The organism is Pelolinea submarina (genome assembly GCF_003966975.1).
Lineage (GTDB): Bacteria > Chloroflexota > Anaerolineae > Anaerolineales > Anaerolineaceae > Pelolinea > Pelolinea submarina.
The window spans coordinates 2,935,307-2,951,252 of the sequence record NZ_AP018437.1; the positions used below are offsets into that span (position 1 = coordinate 2,935,307).

19 protein-coding genes and 1 tRNA gene are annotated in these 15,946 nt (G+C 51.4%); 7 read left to right on the plus strand and 13 right to left on the minus strand.

The genetic code is table 11. From position 1 onward, the window contains the following. The first annotated feature begins 158 nt into the window (after positions 1-158). Entirely contained in the window at positions 159-2,867 is a 2,709-nt protein-coding gene (locus Pelsub_RS12990) for a valine--tRNA ligase (protein ID WP_116225467.1), read from the plus strand. A gap of 124 nt (positions 2,868-2,991) precedes the next feature. Here the strand turns inward: Pelsub_RS12990 and Pelsub_RS12995 are convergent, their stop codons facing one another. The 11 genes from Pelsub_RS12995 to Pelsub_RS13045 all read right to left on the minus strand — a co-directional run bounded on the left by Pelsub_RS12995 (position 2,992) and on the right by Pelsub_RS13045 (position 9,954). Further along, complete coding sequence (locus tag Pelsub_RS12995; protein ID WP_116225468.1) at positions 2,992-3,396, minus strand: DUF4332 domain-containing protein; 405 nt, start codon at positions 3,394-3,396, stop codon at positions 2,992-2,994. Between the two features lie 86 nt (positions 3,397-3,482). Further along, positions 3,483-4,016: a flavin reductase family protein gene (locus tag Pelsub_RS13000; protein WP_116225469.1), complete on the minus strand. Its 534-nt coding sequence runs from the start codon at positions 4,014-4,016 to the stop codon at positions 3,483-3,485. Then, positions 4,013-4,318 carry a DUF952 domain-containing protein gene (locus tag Pelsub_RS13005; RefSeq protein WP_116225470.1) on the minus strand — a complete coding sequence of 102 codons (306 nt, stop codon included), beginning with the start codon at positions 4,316-4,318 and terminating at the stop codon, positions 4,013-4,015. Before Pelsub_RS13005 ends, Pelsub_RS13000 begins: the two co-directional genes overlap by 4 nt. Then, positions 4,315-4,770: a hypothetical protein gene (locus Pelsub_RS13010; protein ID WP_116225471.1), complete on the minus strand. Its 456-nt coding sequence runs from the start codon at positions 4,768-4,770 to the stop codon at positions 4,315-4,317. Before Pelsub_RS13010 ends, Pelsub_RS13005 begins: the two co-directional genes overlap by 4 nt. Before the next feature lie 56 nt (positions 4,771-4,826). Continuing rightward, positions 4,827-5,732 (minus strand): alpha/beta hydrolase family protein, encoded by a 906-nt coding sequence (locus tag Pelsub_RS13015; protein ID WP_116225472.1) that lies wholly within the window; start codon positions 5,730-5,732, stop codon positions 4,827-4,829. A gap of 83 nt (positions 5,733-5,815) precedes the next feature. Further along, positions 5,816-6,457 (minus strand): DedA family protein, encoded by a 642-nt coding sequence (locus Pelsub_RS13020; protein ID WP_116225473.1) that lies wholly within the window; start codon positions 6,455-6,457, stop codon positions 5,816-5,818. 13 nt (positions 6,458-6,470) lie between these two features. Further along, positions 6,471-6,971, minus strand: a complete 501-nt coding sequence (locus Pelsub_RS13025; RefSeq protein ID WP_158675113.1) for a TM7S3/TM198-like domain-containing protein — start codon at positions 6,969-6,971, stop codon at positions 6,471-6,473. A gap of 159 nt (positions 6,972-7,130) precedes the next feature. After that, on the minus strand, positions 7,131-8,000 hold the full coding sequence (locus Pelsub_RS13030) for a hypothetical protein (RefSeq protein ID WP_116225475.1): 870 nt from the start codon (positions 7,998-8,000) through the stop codon (positions 7,131-7,133). 91 nt (positions 8,001-8,091) lie between these two features. After that, the gene (locus tag Pelsub_RS13035) at positions 8,092-8,310 is read right to left on the minus strand and encodes a DUF1232 domain-containing protein (protein WP_198418359.1); all 219 of its coding nucleotides are present in this window, start codon (positions 8,308-8,310) and stop codon (positions 8,092-8,094) included. Continuing rightward, positions 8,297-9,256: a cation diffusion facilitator family transporter gene (locus Pelsub_RS13040; protein WP_198418360.1), complete on the minus strand. Its 960-nt coding sequence runs from the start codon at positions 9,254-9,256 to the stop codon at positions 8,297-8,299. Before Pelsub_RS13040 ends, Pelsub_RS13035 begins: the two co-directional genes overlap by 14 nt. Before the next feature lie 44 nt (positions 9,257-9,300). Further along, positions 9,301-9,954 carry a class I SAM-dependent methyltransferase gene (locus Pelsub_RS13045; RefSeq protein ID WP_116225477.1) on the minus strand — a complete coding sequence of 218 codons (654 nt, stop codon included), beginning with the start codon at positions 9,952-9,954 and terminating at the stop codon, positions 9,301-9,303. A 109-nt stretch (positions 9,955-10,063) separates the two neighbouring features. Between Pelsub_RS13045 and Pelsub_RS13050 the strand changes: the two genes are divergently transcribed. The 4 genes from Pelsub_RS13050 (at position 10,064) to Pelsub_RS13065 (ending at position 12,451) form a co-directional block, all read left to right on the plus strand. Then, positions 10,064-10,414, plus strand: coding sequence for a DUF2200 domain-containing protein (locus tag Pelsub_RS13050; protein WP_116225478.1), 351 nt, complete (start codon positions 10,064-10,066; stop codon positions 10,412-10,414). A 131-nt stretch (positions 10,415-10,545) separates the two neighbouring features. Next, positions 10,546-11,094, plus strand: coding sequence for a phosphatase PAP2 family protein (locus tag Pelsub_RS13055; RefSeq protein ID WP_116225479.1), 549 nt, complete (start codon positions 10,546-10,548; stop codon positions 11,092-11,094). A gap of 156 nt (positions 11,095-11,250) precedes the next feature. Continuing rightward, positions 11,251-11,688, plus strand: coding sequence for an OsmC family protein (locus Pelsub_RS13060; RefSeq protein ID WP_116225480.1), 438 nt, complete (start codon positions 11,251-11,253; stop codon positions 11,686-11,688). Positions 11,689-11,731: 43 nt separating this feature from the next. Next, on the plus strand, positions 11,732-12,451 hold the full coding sequence (locus Pelsub_RS13065; protein ID WP_116225481.1) for a DUF364 domain-containing protein: 720 nt from the start codon (positions 11,732-11,734) through the stop codon (positions 12,449-12,451). Between the two features lie 180 nt (positions 12,452-12,631). On the opposite strand, the gene Pelsub_RS13070 is transcribed toward Pelsub_RS13065, so the two are convergent. After that, the gene (locus tag Pelsub_RS13070; protein WP_116225482.1) at positions 12,632-13,036 is read right to left on the minus strand and encodes a NifB/NifX family molybdenum-iron cluster-binding protein; all 405 of its coding nucleotides are present in this window, start codon (positions 13,034-13,036) and stop codon (positions 12,632-12,634) included. Between the two features lie 426 nt (positions 13,037-13,462). On the opposite strand from Pelsub_RS13070, the gene Pelsub_RS15695 reads away from it, so the two are divergent. Together Pelsub_RS15695 and Pelsub_RS13075 are read left to right on the plus strand one after the other, a co-directional pair. Beyond that, a tRNA-Sec gene (locus tag Pelsub_RS15695) sits at positions 13,463-13,557 on the plus strand. A gap of 25 nt (positions 13,558-13,582) precedes the next feature. Beyond that, entirely contained in the window at positions 13,583-14,779 is a 1,197-nt protein-coding gene (locus tag Pelsub_RS13075) for a site-2 protease family protein (protein WP_116225483.1), read from the plus strand. On the opposite strand, the gene Pelsub_RS13080 is transcribed toward Pelsub_RS13075, so the two are convergent. Continuing rightward, positions 14,776-15,903: an alanine racemase gene (locus Pelsub_RS13080; protein ID WP_158675114.1), complete on the minus strand. Its 1,128-nt coding sequence runs from the start codon at positions 15,901-15,903 to the stop codon at positions 14,776-14,778. The genes Pelsub_RS13075 and Pelsub_RS13080 overlap by 4 nt on opposite strands. Positions 15,904-15,946: the final 43 nt, after the last annotated feature.

Below are 15,946 nucleotides of genomic sequence, written 5' to 3' on the forward strand. Positions count from 1 at the left end.
TGCCGAAGAAATCGCGAGAGAATAGACCGGCACGGGTATGCCCGTTAGCGCTAATGAGAGCGCATTGGAAGCAATGCGAAGCGAGGTGGTACCGCGCAAGGTAAAAAATGACCTTTCGTCCTCAGAACGAAAGGTTTTTTATTTTAATCGGAGGTTGAATGACGCAAAAAGAACTACCAAAAGCATACGATTTTCACGGCACAGAGGAAAGGATTTACCAGTGGTGGGACAGCCAGGGCTATTTCCAGCCCACGAACGACCCCAATAAACCGGATTTCGATCCCACCAAAAAGCCCTTTGTGATCGCGATTCCCCCACCCAACGTGACCGGTGGACTGCACCTGGGGCACGCCATGTTCGTTTCCATCGAAGACCTCATGATCCGCTACCACCGCATGAAGGGCGAACCTACGCTGTGGATTCCCGGCAGCGACCACGCCGGCATCGCCACGCAATTGCAGGTGGAAAAAGCACTGGCACAGGAAGGCAAAACGCGCGAGGATATCGGGCGCGAGGCTTTCATCGAACGCACTTGGTCCTGGAAAAAGAAATACGGCGGCATGATCCAGCAGCAAATCCGCCGCCTGGGCGCCTCCTGCGATTGGACGCGCGAGCGCTTCACGCTGGACGACGGCCTAAGCCGCGCCGTGCGCGAAGCCTTTGTGACCCTGTACGAAAAGGGCTTGATCTACCGCGGTCCGCGCCTGGTGAACTGGTCGCCCAACCTGCGCACGGCCGTTTCGGACCTGGAAGTGGAGCACTCCCAGGAACCCGGCACGCTGTACTATTTTAAATACCCGCTGGCCGACAACCCGGAAGAATTCCTGCCGGTGGCCACCACGCGTCCCGAGACCATCCTGGGCGACACGGCCGTGGCTGTGCACCCGGATGACCCACGCTACAAGAAATACGTGGGCCGCAAGGCACTGGTGCCCATGCTGGATCGCGAAATCCCCATTATCGCCGACGAATACGTTGACCGCGAATTCGGCACCGGCGCGCTGAAGATCACTCCGGCGCACGACCCGAACGACTACGATATTGCCCAGCGCCACAACCTGGATATCATCAACATCCTGAACAAAGACGTCACCATTAACGAAAACGGCGGCCCTTATCAGGGGCTGGACCGCGAAGAGTGCCGCAAGAGACTGTGGGCAGACATGAAAGCGCGCGGCATGGTCATCAAGGAAGAGCCCTACACGCTCAACGTCCCGCGCAGCCAGCGTGGCGGCGAGATCATCGAACCGATGATCAGCGAACAGTGGTTCGTCAAAATCGATTCGATCGCCAAAAAGGCCATCGACGCAGTACGCGATGGAGACATCCGCATTGTGCCGGACCATTTCACCAAGGTCTATTTCAACTGGATGGAAAACATCCAGGACTGGTGTATCAGCCGCCAATTGTGGTGGGGGCACCGTATCCCGGTGTGGTACTGCGATGACTGCAAGGGCATGACCGTGCAGCGCGAAGACCCCGCGCAGTGCCAGCATTGCGGCAGCACGCACATCCACCAGGACGACGACGTGCTGGATACCTGGTTCTCTTCCGGCCTGTGGCCTTTCTCGACCCTGGGCTGGCCGGATGAAACACCCGACCTGAAATACTTCTACCCGACCTCTGTATTGGAAACGGGTTACGACATCCTGTTCTTCTGGGTGGCGCGCATGATCATGGACGGCCTGGAATTCACCGATGAGGCGCCTTTCCACACGGTGTACCTGCACGGCCTGATTCGCGACGAACACGGCCAGAAGATGAGCAAGACCAAGGGCAACGTGATCGACCCGCTGGTGGTCATGGACAAACTGGGCACGGACGCGCTGCGTTTCACCCTGCTGGTCGGTTCCGCGCCCGGCAACGACATGAACCTGAGCGAGAAAAAAGTTGAAGCCAACCGCAACTTTGCCAATAAAATTTGGAACGCGGGTCGCTTTGTAATCAACGCCATCGCGAATGCACCTGAGAAGCCTGAAAGAGAACCCGTATGGACGCCAGCAGACGAATGGCTGCACGCACGCATGCGCGAAGTGGTGCGCAATGTAAACCGTTTATTTGAAAGCTACCAGTTTGGCGAAGCCGGCCGGCAGATTTACGATTTCTTCTGGAGCGAGTTTGCCGATTGGTACATCGAAATCGCCAAGATGCAGCTGCGGGAAAGCGGCGATCGGGCATTTTACACTGCCTGGACACTGGTGCGCGTGCTGGATAAATGTCTACGCATGTTGAGCCCCTTCACACCCTACGTTACTGAAGAGCTGTGGGGGCACCTCAAGCAGGCTGCGCAAGCCAAGTCCGAATTATTATGCCCGGATGATCCCTGGGCGGAGGCGCTAATGATCGCGCAATGGCCGGAATCCAAACCCGAAGAAGGTTGGGAGAAGGAAGCTGTGGAGAAATTCGCCAACGCCACCATGGAACACAGCCGCGCCTTCCGCACACTCAAGACTGAACTCAACATCCCCGCCAACCAGGCAGCCAGCGGCAGCATCATCGCCACCCATGAAATGCTGCCTGTGCTGGAAGCGCAAAAAGACCTGATTGCTTATTCCAGTGCTTTGAAAGAATTGGAGATCCTGACCGCTGTCCCGGACGCAGAAGTTTACAAGCAATTTCACTCTTCCAGCATTGCCGCCACCGGCAGCATGATCTACCTGCATACGCAGGAAGCTGTCGTGGACGATAAATTGCGTGAAAAGCTGGAAAGAGAGCTATCCGAGGCAAATTCCCAAATTCAACGGTTGGAAAATCTGCTGGCTTCCGATTTTGCCAATAAAGCGCCTGCGAAGGTGGTAGAAAACGAGCGCACCAAACTGGAGACTTACCGGCAGACGGCGGAAAAGCTAAAGAAACAATTGAAGTAAATAAACCGCAGGCAAGAATGCCTGCGCTACAATGCCCTACTTTTTACATATATAGAATATTTTATGGTTAAGAAAAAAGAGCCGGTCTGGTATGACCGGCTTTTTGTATGCAAAAGTGTTCTGCCTAGTAGGTTACAACCCGCGGCAGCGCTTTGGCTTGCGCCACCCATTTTCCTACCTGTTTCTCGTTGGGCAGGCGGCGGACCAAATGTTTGAGATTATTCACCTCAACCATCTTCTTGTGTAAATTTTGCGGAACGCGCTGGGCCAGCTCAACCACCGTATCCACACCGGCTTCCTCCAATAAATCGGAGTATTCCTCGCTGACGCCCCTAATGCGCCATAAATCGGCATGGTTGACCCACTCAAGGATAAGGCTGCCGGGGATGCCCGAACCGGCGGCAATTTTCTCACGGCCGGGTGCGGACGCGCCCCGCCTCAATAATGCCTCGACAGTCTTGATGCCAGTAGCCGCCAATTTTTCGCGGTATGCAGGTCCAATACCTTCTATTTTCAAAATGCTTGCCATTTTAATCCTCCAATTTTGTCTGATAACTCATTTTAGAGGGGCAATTTTCTCCCAAATATATTAGGTTTATAAACATTTCAAACGAATTATTGGGCAGCGAATTTATCCATATCTCCGCTGACAGCCAATATCTCCCCCACCAGCATGCGGTGATAATCTCCCTGAGGATAATGGGGCTGGATACGGGCATCCTGAAAATGTTCGGGGGCCAAATCCTGCCAATAGACGCGACGGCATTCGATGGCCAATTCAGCCTGCTCAAACACAGGCGCTGCCACCTGGCGCGCAGCACGGGGAACCAAATCGGAATGCGCGATCTTATCGCCATCCCGGCCGGAGTGTGTTCCCAGGTAAGTCAGGTCTTTGCGGTATTTTTCGGGGAAAGCACATAGCGTAAAGCTGTCGTGCCGGTTGATGAATTCAAAGGTATAACGCGAGGGGCGTACTACCACCATGGCCACCGGCAGATTCCACAGACAGCCAAAGCTGCCCCAGGATACCGTCATGCAGTTATAGCGGCCGGCCTGATAATCGCCGCTGGTCAACAAAAACCAACCAGAATTCCATATCTCGTAGAATTTTCCGGTGAACATTTTCGGATCGATGGTTGATAAATTCATTGAGAAGTCACCTCGCGGGCAGTCACCACCGCTTCAAGATTCAATGGGCCGTAGATATGCGGGAACAAGTCTTTTCCGCCCTCCAGGTTTTCATTGACCAGTTCAGCTTGCAGGGCATCGGTATCTATTTCCAGAATCAGTAAATCCGTCGTGTCCTTGAACCAATCCGTAAGAACCTGATCCACCTGAAATGCCTGGCAGCAGTGGATAAATCCCTCTCGTTCCAGGCTGTCCCCGCGATAAATACCCTCCTGTTGGGCCTTGGCCCAGCTGGCTTTGTCGGTGATATGCAGGATTATCATGGCTGCCTGTTGATTTTGACCCGAATCAGTTTGTATTCGCTCAAAAAGCCCTGCATTTTTTGGAGGTCATACAAATCCTCCGTATCTGTCAGCTGTTCATAACGCTGCAGCAATTCCTGCTGCTTGACAGAATTCTGCGCGAGAATGCCGAAAAACTCATCGTAACCGGTCAGCCCTTCCGCCCACCCGCTGAATTCTTTACCATCCAGCCATAGTTTCACCGGCGATCCGGTTTCCAGACTTTTCCAGCAATTTTCATGTTGGTCAATTATGAGATACACAACATTATCTGCGCGGATGAAATCCGACGCGAAAGAAAGTTTATTTCCGGTTTGCCGGCACATGAAAGAGACCACAGCCGATTTATCGCTGAAAAGTTCATGAGCAGGGCCGGTCAACACCAGCTTTTTCAGGGGGTTGATCATCCGGTTAAGATCGTCCAAAAAAGACATTGTTTTACACCTTCCTATCTTGGTTTATTAATATACGTAAAAACACGAATCTGGTTTTATTTCAAACTATCCCGGATAAGTTCCAGAATTAAATCCAACGGATTGGGCTGCACTTGCGGGTCAATCAGATCCATACCATGCGCGCTGCCAATTTTGTAAGCTGTGTAATTATCCGCCTGTACATCCGCGCAAGCTGCCACTGCCGAGGCATCGGAGGGCGCATACACACATACAGCTGGTACAGCCAATTGCTTCACCACGTCCGCGTAGACTTCAGTAAGGTAACTGCCGGGGGAAATCGAGAACGCCCCTTTGCAGCTGCCGGGGGCTGTCTGGTTCAGATACAGGCAGCCATCCGCGGCGCCGTCCGCGCCGATACTGGCGCCAATCACAATAATCCGATCCGGGTCAATGTAAGGCAAATCCCTGGCGAAAGTGACCGCCGATTGGGCGTCATCCAGCCATTCCGCCGAATGAAAAGCCGCGCAGCCCTTTTCGCAATCCCGGAATGAAAAGGTAAATACGCCATATGAGGTATCCTGATCGATTACAGGGAACCAGGAAGCGTCCAGCCAGGTTTCCTGGGCATTCTTATCAACTTCGGGTTCTCCGCCGCGGTTTTGCAGCCAATCGGCAATAGCCGCGTAATCACTTTGGTCGCCGCGCGCCCAGTGCGTCAGGATGATCAAAGGCGCGCCGTCATTCTCAGGAGGATAGAATGTGCCTTGAAGCTCGGTGCCATCCGAAGCGCTAAATAATTCCGAAAGGGTCAACGGCCGGTAAGGCTCGGCCGGTGCAGTCACGATTGGTTCCTGCCGGTCACCGGGTGTTTCATCCCGGGATTCAACCTGCGCCTGCGTTTCAGATTGGGTAGCTGCGTTTTCCGCAGGTGGGATGCCGGCGCTCGAACAGGCGGTTAATGCCAGAATTAATAGAGCAATCAGCCAATACTTTTTCCACATATCCACCTCCACCTGGATTGGTTAATTTAATTGTAGCAATTTAAATAAAAAAAGTCAGCCGAAGCCGACTTTTTAATTTATTTCTAACTTGCCTGTTTTTTCTTGCGAACCAGGCGGTGAGTGACGAACGCTGCGATTGCCAAGAGCGTCACTGCCAACACAACATTTTGGTAAGTGTTGATAAAGTCGGTAATGATCGGCCACTGTTCACCCAGGAGCCTTCCGGCATAGGAGAGAATAAAGCTCCAAAGGGCGGTTCCTAAAATGGTATATACGCTGAATTTCGCCAGGTTCATACTGGAAACACCCGCCGGAATTGAAATCAGGCTGCGTACGATAGGAACCATACGGGAGAAGAAAATAACCCATTCATCGTACTTATCGAACCAATCCTTGGATTTATCGAAATCTTCGACGGACAGCAGGGCATATTTTCCGAACTTCGCAATAAATTTGCGCACCCGTTCTTCGCCGAGCCATTTTCCCAATCCATAAAACAGAAAGGCGCCGGTCAGAGAGCCGAACATTCCAACAATTGTGATCAACGGAATAGAAAAACGCCCGGTGAGGCTGAGGCTGCCTGCCAGCGGCAGAACCACTTCTGAGGGAATCGGCGGAAATACGTTTTCGAGGAACATAACAAAATAAAGTCCCGGGTATCCGCCTGTACTGATGATGTTTTCTACCCAGACTTTGAGATTATCCAGCAAATTTCCTAACTGCATGCAATCACCCTATCTATCCTTTAGCTTTTATTTTAGTTTGGACGATTATACCTAATAGAACCAGCCCAATGATAACAATATAAGAATATGAAGAGTTGATATTCAACCCTTGATCAATTAAAACCGCTCCGCAGGCCGAGGTCACCAGGATCATAGCCCAATCAAACAATGAACCGGCCAGTACAGCGCCAATCAGTGCCCCGACCGCAATCAGGATCCACTGCGACTGCCCGATTGGAGCGGCATTCATTTGCAGAAAATAATATGCCACATAACCGCCCGCAATCATCCCCGTAAGGCCCACCGCGAATTTCTGCAGCAAAACGGCCAATAAAGCGCCTAATAACCCCGCGATCAAAGAGATGGTCAAAATAACTGATTGCGATTGATCCGGAAGCAATTCAGGGGCATATTTCAATCCTATCAGGAAGCCGATAATGGAAACAAACATCCAAATCGATTTCCGGCCAAGGAACAGCAGTAAAACCCCTGCTGCCAGATACAACCAATTCATATACGCCTCCATTTTTTAGAAATCAGCCTAATTATATAGGGATTTTTTAAGAAAGAACGGCCATTCCCGGTCAGGAACCAACGTTAGCATTAAAAATCAGGCCGCAAGTTTTAAATACAAAAGAGTCCAGGGTATTTATCCTTGGACTCCAATTTTTAATTAATGGCGATTTCGCCGCATAGAGTTGACCAATACCAGCAAACCGGCAAAGATCAGCATCATCGGAAAGACCGGTAATCCCAGTCGGTTGAGGCCATACCCGCTGACACCCAAAACGAGCTCGAAGAAGACAAATCCGATGGCAAACATGGTCAATCCCAGTTTGGTCAAACGACGTCCGGATTTGATAATCTCCTCACGGTTTTGCTGCTGTCCATAGAGCACCTGCGCAAAGCCCACCGAGGTGGGAGCAACCAGTGTCCAGGCATAAGCCCAACTGGCCCACCAGCCGCTGATGCTCTGTGCGAGGAACAAGATGCCCAGGCTGGTCAGGATACCTCCCAATATGGAAAGTCCTTCTCCGCTGCTGGCGCTGCTGCCAAGAGCAGCCAATAGCACCAGTACACCCGGGATGATGAATATGAATGGCCACAGAAATACCCCAAAGGGGATTGCCAGCAAGCGGCCCAGTGTGAGGACAATGCCCATAATCAGCAATCCACCGCCAAAAACCAACGCGCTGCGGTCAATTCCCGCATATTTTTCCGCTTCCGGTTTAAATTCCGTTGAAGCCGGTTTCTCCTTCAATGCAGGCTCTGCCTTTTCTTCCGATTTCTGCTCGGTGGATTCCTGCGGCTCAACAACAATTTTTTCCTTCGGTTTGGCCTGCGCCGATTTCTGCGCTTTTACGTCTGATTTGACCATGGTATCCTGTACGGGTTCTTTGGCCTTTACGTCCACAATCTTGGGCTTTTTCGCAGCCTTCTTGCGGGGTGCAGGCTCCTGCTGAGGTGAGGTAATCTCCATATCCAGTGGTTCTTCCTGAGCAGGCATGTTTTCAGCCTGCGGTTTTTCTTTTTTCGTCGCCATTTTTACTCCTATTTACTGCCATTGCGTTCTATCAATTCAATACATATACGCAAATATCCCCCCGGGGTTGCGGAGGGATATTTTTTAAGGATTATTTCAATCTACGAGTAGCGCGAAGCTGTTGGACCGCATTCCAGATCAGGATGGCCGCGGCGCCTTCATCCAGGTTGCCGATAACCGGCAAATTATCCGGAATCAGCTCGAAAACACCCATTGTTGGATTGAGGATGTAGATAATTCCTATAAAACCGGTCAGGTAGATCCAAAATGGCGGCCAGGTTTTTGCAGGAGTATTTTTATCCATGTTCATGAGCTTTTTCTCCTCCGTTTTCAGGGCAATTGATATGATTATGGTGGTTCATGGAACAATCATCATCGAGGTATTCAAACTCCACCGTCGTATGAGCCAAATCAAACTTATCCGTTAAATCGCGGATTTTTTCTTTTACCCTGCGGATATCTTCTTTTTTTGCTTCCAAGCAGAGAACGACATGGGTAGTCAGCACATTCTGTTCCCCATCCAACGACCAGACATGCGTATGATGGACATCACGCACATTTTCCAAAGAGCGGAGCTCGTTTTCAATGTCTTCAATTTTGATAGTCTCGGGAACGCCCTGGAGGAACAAGCGCATGGTTCCCCATAAATTGCGCACGACGTTAAAGAGCACGAAGGCAGTCAGACCGAGCGAAAGCAGCGGGTCCAGGATATCAATATCTTTTACCAGCAATACCAAACTGACAATCAGAACCGCCACCCAACCGAGTACGTCCTCTATCATGTGCCATGAAATCATACGGCTGTTCATGTTCTTACCATGGCTGGTGCGCAGAGCAGCGTAACCGTTGATGGCAATGCCGAACAAAGCAAAGATCAGCATTCCTTGCGCATTGGATTCCTGCGGCGCCAGCAAACGCTTGACCGCTTCCATGATTACATAAATCGAGCCGGTAATCAGCACCACACCGCTGATCAGGGCGCTCAATAACGAGAAACGTTTATATCCATAAGAGAATTTTCCGTCTTCCGATTTGGAAGAGAGATGCTCCAACCGCCAGGAAATAGCCAACGTAATACTATCTCCTAAATCATGCAGTGCGTCGGCCATGATAGCCATACTGTTTGTCAATAAACCGCCAACCAATTCCGCAATCGCGAAACCGGCGTTTAGAAAGAAAGCAAGCTTGATATTTTCCTGAATTTCATGATGATGATTATGGGACATGTTTGTACCTTCGATTTTTATTCTATCCATTTATTCAACAATAAGTATTGGAAGAATATAATAATAGCGGATCCTCAAATTGCCAATAACGAATCAACCGGCAAGCCGAAAAGATTGTATGTTTCTCGCTCCGTCACCTGAAAGCCGTTATCCTCGAGGATGCGGGCGGCATCTACAGGCCGGCAATCAATCCATTGAGGATATTTACGATGCGCCCAAAGATAAAGGCGATAGACCAGGCCGGCTTTTTGGGCCGCAGCCATGCTGACCAGCACCAGGCTGCCCCCCGGCTTTAACAAGCGGCGGCATTCCTGTAGCAACGGGCTGAACAGGTCTTCCGGGAACAGTTCGAAAGTGAAGCTCAACAAAATGCCATCAAATAGACGGTCAGGGAAAGGCGCGTTCAACACATTGGCGCAATAAAGCCCCACGCTGTTCGCAACCTTTTTTCGCCGCAGTTTCTGTTGCGCGACCCGGCACATGCCTTTGGAGATGTCCAATCCTGTGACTTTTAGCGTAACCGGGTAGCGGTCCAACATCGCCAGCAGCGCATTGCCGGTGCCGCAGCCGATATCCAACATCCTGCTGTTCGCGTCCGGGTTGAACATGTCCAACGCCTTCAGCGTCAGGCGCTGCTCGGCCTTTCCGGAAAGCAAGTCGTAATACCTGCTGAGGGCATCATAGGAGCTGGCGACCCGCGCTTCGAACGATCGGTTGGCGTATGACATGCCTCAATTATAGGACGGATAGATGCTCCCACCGATCTCCATTCGAGTATCGCTATTGCGCTGATCTCTTCATTGACAAAGGGGTGCAAAATTCGTTAATATGTGCAGTATGACAGCACAACGTATCTATAAAATGAGCTTCGCAAATATCTATCCACTTTATATTGCGAAAGCAGAGAAAAAAGGCCGCACAAAAAGCGAAGTCGATGAGATCATCCGCTGGTTGACCGGTTACAGCCAGAAAGCCCTGGAAGACCAATTGGAAAAAGGAACCGACTTTGAGACTTTCATCGCCCAAGCCCCCGGATTGAACCCCGCGCGCGCTTTGATCAAGGGTGTGGTCTGCGGTGTCCGGGTGGAAGAAATCGAAGAGCCAACCATGCAGGAAATTCGCTATTTGGATAAATTGATCGACGAATTGGCCAAGGGGAAGAGCATGGAGAAGATTTTGCGCAAGTAATCGATCTTCGGATCACATGCCGGGTCCATTTCTCACAAAACTCACAACCATTTCATAAAAGTCCCCTTTTCTCCGGAGAAAAATATAATAAAATCATGCTTCATTATTGATATTGAAAAGCAGGAACCTTTATGTTTAAAAAGATCAACGAGCAGGACCAAAAACTATCACGCAAGTTCTATCTGCCGCCGGAACAAAAATTCCTGCGCAGCGTAGCGGCATTCCTGGCGCATTCAGGAGATTCCTGGTTCTGGCTGGCCGGCTTATTTGTTATCTGGCTGTTTACTCATGGGAACCTCCACACCCTGGCAGCCCTTTTCGCCGGCGCCATCGTTCTGCAAGCTTCTCTGGTGCTTCTCATAAAGTTCGCAATTAAACGCAGCCGGCCGGAAAGCGATTGGGGTGACATTTATCGAAAAACCGATCCAAATTCATTCCCCTCCGGGCATGCCGTGAGAGCCATCATGCTGGCCGGATTGGCCTGGGGATTGGGATTATCACCCCTGAACTGGTTATTGACCATTTGGGCGCCTCTGGTGGGCATGGCGCGCATCAGTCTGGGCGTGCACTATGTATCGGATGTCGTGGTTGGTTGGTTATTGGGAATCATATTCGCGATTGTATATCTGGCGATGCTGCCTATCTTATACGCGTGGTTTCCCTTTGTTCTCTTTAACTAACCCAGAGTGTCAAGGTCTAAATCCGCTAAAAACAACGCAATTTACATTATCATGCGACAAATGTGATTCTTTTACAATTCTGAGAAAGAATTCCTGTTTTCCATATAGAATTGGTCAGAAGTAAGTAAACCAATATAGAAGGGAAAATACCATATTATGGCAACCATAAAAACTGTTAAAGTTACCGCAACAGGGCCGGACGGCTGGCTCATCACTACCCACGCCGGAAAACACACCGCCCTGGTCGACCAACCGGAAGCATTGGGAGGCAAGGACGAAGGACCTTCTCCGCTGGATTATGTTTTCATCGCACTGGCAAGCTGCCTGATCACCATCGGCAAGATCGTCGCCGGCCAGCGCAAAATCGAACTGCGCGGAATGGAAGTGGAAGTCACAGGCGATCTGAACCTGGAAGTGCTGCGCGGACAGGAAAAGAACGAGCGCGCAGGATTCAAAAATTTCGTCGCCACCGTAAAAGTGGACGCGGACATGACCGACGAAGAAAAGACAGCCTTCCTGGAAGAAGTTGACAGACGCTGCCCGGTTTCGGATAATCTGGCACACACCACCCCCATAGAAGTAAAACTGGCCTAAGAATTCGGAGAACAAACAACCGCAGGCAGATTATAATTTCTCCATGCAGTTGATAAACGATCTTCTCAATTCTGTAAAAATAGACGCGCCGGTGAGGAATGTTCTCATCGGCGCGCATTGGACTACGGTGAGCAGCCGCGGATGCGGGATGGCTTCCACCGTTATGAATCCCAAACCGCACGGTGAAGGTCAGGTCCGTGACGCGGGCAGCCTGCATCTGAAGAGCGCCGGAGAATTGGCGCAGTATTTGCTTTCAGAAAACTGGCTGGAAGCCAGCGTCGGATTGGCCGCGCTGAATTCCCTGTTGGAAATTCCACAGGGAAATATCACCTCGGTAAATGCCTTCAAAGTAGTGGCGGAAAAAGGATCCGGAAAGCACGTAGCCGTGTTCGGGCACTTTCCTTATCTCAAGGATATTCGCGCCAGCGCTAGGCAGTTGTCGGTATTCGAGCTGAACCCCAGTGAGGATGAGTTTAGCCTGGAACGCGTGCCGGAAGTACTGCCGGAGGCCGAGGTAGTGGCCATCACCAGCAACGCCATCATCAACCATACCCTGGACGACATACTGCCTTATCTAAACCCCAAAGCTTTCAGCGTTCTGGTTGGACCCAGCACACCGCTCAGCCCGGTACTGTTTGAAGCCGGTTTTGATCTGCTGGCAGGCGTGCGCATTTTGGATGAGACTACTCTGATCCAATCCGTCGCTCAGGCGGCAATTTTCCGTCAGGTCATTGGAGCGGAATTAATCACCATCGCGAAATAGGCAAGAGAACACCCCGTCAGCATAAACGGAAATCAATCAAACTAAAAGATGAGCGCCCCGTTGACAAACTCAGGGAGCGCTCTTCTTTTTATTTAATCCAATAAAGCGATTGCCACTTCGACACCCCACACTTTGCTCTGGGCGTGCGTTCAGTGCGCAATCGCTTTTTTTTGGCAATGATTAGTGGGAAAGGTTCAGCTGGTTAGGCAGATTATCAGCCAGCAAGAGCGCCAGGGCTTCGTTGATGGCGCTTACATCGGTCAGGCGCAGGTCTTTGCCCATGGACTGGATGCTGTAAACGGCGCCCTGCCCCATTCCGCCGCAAACAACGACGTCGCAATCCTCAATGGCCGCCAACATGGAGCCGTGGCGGGACTGGGACGCGGGGTCAAAGCCATGCGGCTGGCCGGGGGCATGTTCTTCATGGCCGTGGTCTTCGTTATGGAAATGGTTATGGCTCAATTTTTCGCGCATTTCCCGGCCGGTTTCTTTTCCATCGGCAACCTCGACAACTAAATAGTGGGAGGCCCTGCCAAAATGAGCACTGATGGATTCACCATCGTCAGTTACAAAAGCAATTTTCATGTTATATCCAATTTTTGCAGATTTTTATTAGTATATGCTAACAGGTTGATTATAACCAAGTTTGGAAAGAGATTGGAAGAAATTTGAATATCAGATAGTATTCAAATTTCTTGGTAAAACCGATATCAAGATAACACGATGCTGGAAAGTGTCATTCTGAACCCCTGTAAGGGGTGAGGAATCTCGGCCTAAAGAATATTCAGATCGCAGATCGTCTATATCCTCTTCCCCGAGAAAATATTGCGCCAAAACCCGGCTTCGCTGGGTTTAGGATGACACGAGAGAGCAAAGCTCTTCTTCTACAGGTTTCCGTTACACGAATTTCCAGTTTTACGGGGTGCTGTAAGACATTAGTAAGAAGATAACTACTGCTCTCTAATACTCTTTTAACTTTACAAAGCATCCCCCCTCGATTATGCTTAGCCTGGGGATGGTTGGGTCCCGGTGGGTCCCTCGATCTTCAAAATCGGTGGCGGGCTGCTCTGCAGGCCGCGGTGGGTTCGACTCCCATCCATTCCCGCTGGTGCAACGTTTGGGAGAACACTTATGATCACAGATCACAACCTGACTGAAATCGACGCCCTTATCGGGCAATTATTTATTATCTCTGAAATCACGTATGGGAATCCGGATAAGGACTACGTTGTGTTCTACCACGGCAGCCTGAAAAGCAAAGACAGCCAGAGCGATTATGACAAAATCGCCAAAGCGTTGGAACCGTATGCGCTGATGCCCCTGCTGCGTAAAGACGGGGATGCTGTAAACCTCTACCTTATGCCAACTCCCGACAAGAAAAAACAGCCCAAATCCGTGTTGAACCTGGTATTGTTCATCCTGACCCTGGTTAGCGTACTGGTGACCGGTGGGTTGTATGGTTACCAGGGCACTTTGCCACAGGACACCGGCGCGGCATTGCTGGAATTAATCAAGAACGGCTGGCCCTTTGCCGTCACCCTGCTGGCCATCCTGGGCGCGCACGAATTTGGACATTATTTCGCCGGGCGCAAACACGGCGTGCAGGTCACCCTGCCCTATTTCATTCCGATGCCGCTCAGCCTGTTCGGCACCATGGGCGCATTTATCAACATGCGCTCAATTCCAAAAGATAAGCGCGCGCTGTTTGACCTGGCTGTCGCCGGACCTCTCAGCGGGTTTGTGCTCTCCGTTATTGCGCTCATCATCGGCCTGAATTTATCCGATATGAGCCAATTACCCGCCTCTGCCGCAGCCGGTACCGGCCTGCAAATGGAAGGCAATTCCCTGTTATACCTGCTTCTGAAATACCTGACCTTTGGCAAGCTGCTGCCCGAACCACCCAATATGAACAATCTGGCAATGGCTATTTACTGGGCACGCTACTTCTTCACGGGGCAGCCATTTCCCTGGGGTGCCACAGACGTCATGCTGCATCCGGTGGCCTGGGCGGGCTGGGCAGGACTGTTCGTCACCGGCATCAACCTGCTGCCGGCGGGACAGTTGGACGGCGGTCACATTTTTTCCACCCTGTTCGGCGAGAAAGTCACACGCGCCCTGTTCCCCTTCCTGATAGCCGGAATGGTCATCCTGGGATTTTTCTCCAACGTATGGTGGATGTGGGCTGTGCTGCTGTTGTTTTTCGGCCGCTATTATGCCGAACCGCTCGACCAGGTAACCCAACTGGACAAAAAGCGCAGAATCATAGGATATATCGCCCTGGCGGTCTTCATCCTGACCTTTATTCCGGCCCCCATCACCGTAGCTTAATCATTTGCCGCGCATGAATTTAGCGTAGCGATTTCTCTGCCGTTCAGACAGCGGTAGCTTTTGAGAGCGTCCACAACCAGACAGGAATGCACCGGAAGGACATAGAGCAAATCCCCTACCTTTAGCCGCTCAAAATCAGCCGGGGCCAGATGCACTACACCATGTTCCTGTGAGAGCGAAATCACCCGGCTGGACGGGTCGCCCGGCTGCCAGCCATCATCGGTTGGAAAAGCCGCATACCCATAGAATCCGTGTCCGTCCGCTTCCAGGAACTCTTTCGAGAGATGGATAGAGCCGCCGTAAATCAGCCCTTCGCCGCGATGCGGGTGCAGCGCCACCAACGGGCAGGCTACTGCCACCGCCACATCCTCCCAGGCACATACGCCCAGGTCGCGCATCATGGCATCGAAGAAAAGGAAATTGCCCGGGCGGATCTCATCCACCGGGCCGAGGTCGTCGCACAAAGTACATCCGGGCGTATCCCCCGCCGAGACTTCCAGCTTCACACCCAAACGGCCCTCCAATTCCCCACGCAGCACGTTCATAGCCTGCACACTGCCGGCATACATCCGGCGGATTTCTTCAGGCGAGTGAGCGTGGTAAGTCTGGCCGGCATGCGTGAGCAAGCCGCGCAAGCGCAACTGTGGGTACTGCAGGACTGCCTGCGCGAGTGCTAATACTGCGGCGCTGTCTTCCACATCCACCCCGGCGCGGTGCATACCGCTGTCGATCTTGATCCAGATATCCACCGGGGTCTGCAGCCCAGCGGCCAAACGCTCAACGCTCCATATGGATTCAACCAGTAATCCCAGCCGCACCCTTGAGGCCAGAGCGCGAATGACATCCATCTCACGCAGGTTGACCGGAAAAGCCACCAGAATATCGGTCCAGCCATGCCCGGTGAAATAGGCAGCCATGCTCATGGATGAGACGGTAATGGCCGATATACCTTCCTCACGGAACCATTCACCGATCTCAGCGGATTGGTGCGTTTTAAAATGCGGACGGAAACGGATCTGCTGCGCGGCAGCTTTGGCAGCCATGCGCTTCAAATTGCGGCGTGCCCGGGTTTCGTTCAATACCAGTGTGGGTTTTTGTATAGAATCAAGGAAATCTGCTATCATGGTGTTCCTTTTCATGGGGAATCAGAAAAAAGTATAATACGGA

Bases quoted from the DNA above. Each gene is read 5' to 3' on its own strand.
- Pelsub_RS13035 (WP_198418359.1), bottom strand. From the start codon at position 8,310: ATGAACATGGATAAAAATACTCCTGCAAAAACCTGGCCGCCATTTTGG.
- Pelsub_RS13080 (WP_158675114.1), bottom strand. From the start codon at position 15,903: ATGATAGCAGATTTCCTTGATTCTATACAAAAACCCACACTGGTATTG.
- Pelsub_RS13005 (WP_116225470.1), bottom strand. From the start codon at position 4,318: ATGATAATCCTGCATATCACCGACAAAGCCAGCTGGGCCAAGGCCCAA.
- Pelsub_RS13075 (WP_116225483.1), top strand. From the start codon at position 13,583: ATGATCACAGATCACAACCTGACTGAAATCGACGCCCTTATCGGGCAA.
- Pelsub_RS13070 (WP_116225482.1), bottom strand. From the start codon at position 13,036: ATGAAAATTGCTTTTGTAACTGACGATGGTGAATCCATCAGTGCTCAT.
- Pelsub_RS13065 (WP_116225481.1), top strand. From the start codon at position 11,732: ATGCAGTTGATAAACGATCTTCTCAATTCTGTAAAAATAGACGCGCCG.
- Pelsub_RS13025 (WP_158675113.1), bottom strand. From the start codon at position 6,971: ATGAATTGGTTGTATCTGGCAGCAGGGGTTTTACTGCTGTTCCTTGGC.
- Pelsub_RS13060 (WP_116225480.1), top strand. From the start codon at position 11,251: ATGGCAACCATAAAAACTGTTAAAGTTACCGCAACAGGGCCGGACGGC.
- Pelsub_RS12990 (WP_116225467.1), top strand. From the start codon at position 159: ATGACGCAAAAAGAACTACCAAAAGCATACGATTTTCACGGCACAGAG.
- Pelsub_RS13015 (WP_116225472.1), bottom strand. From the start codon at position 5,732: ATGTGGAAAAAGTATTGGCTGATTGCTCTATTAATTCTGGCATTAACC.
- Pelsub_RS13000 (WP_116225469.1), bottom strand. From the start codon at position 4,016: ATGAATTTATCAACCATCGATCCGAAAATGTTCACCGGAAAATTCTAC.
- Pelsub_RS13045 (WP_116225477.1), bottom strand. From the start codon at position 9,954: ATGTCATACGCCAACCGATCGTTCGAAGCGCGGGTCGCCAGCTCCTAT.
- Pelsub_RS13050 (WP_116225478.1), top strand. From the start codon at position 10,064: ATGACAGCACAACGTATCTATAAAATGAGCTTCGCAAATATCTATCCA.
- Pelsub_RS13020 (WP_116225473.1), bottom strand. From the start codon at position 6,457: ATGCAGTTAGGAAATTTGCTGGATAATCTCAAAGTCTGGGTAGAAAAC.
- Pelsub_RS13010 (WP_116225471.1), bottom strand. From the start codon at position 4,770: ATGTCTTTTTTGGACGATCTTAACCGGATGATCAACCCCCTGAAAAAG.
- Pelsub_RS13030 (WP_116225475.1), bottom strand. From the start codon at position 8,000: ATGGCGACGAAAAAAGAAAAACCGCAGGCTGAAAACATGCCTGCTCAG.
- Pelsub_RS13040 (WP_198418360.1), bottom strand. From the start codon at position 9,256: ATGGATAGAATAAAAATCGAAGGTACAAACATGTCCCATAATCATCAT.
- Pelsub_RS13055 (WP_116225479.1), top strand. From the start codon at position 10,546: ATGTTTAAAAAGATCAACGAGCAGGACCAAAAACTATCACGCAAGTTC.
- Pelsub_RS12995 (WP_116225468.1), bottom strand. From the start codon at position 3,396: ATGGCAAGCATTTTGAAAATAGAAGGTATTGGACCTGCATACCGCGAA.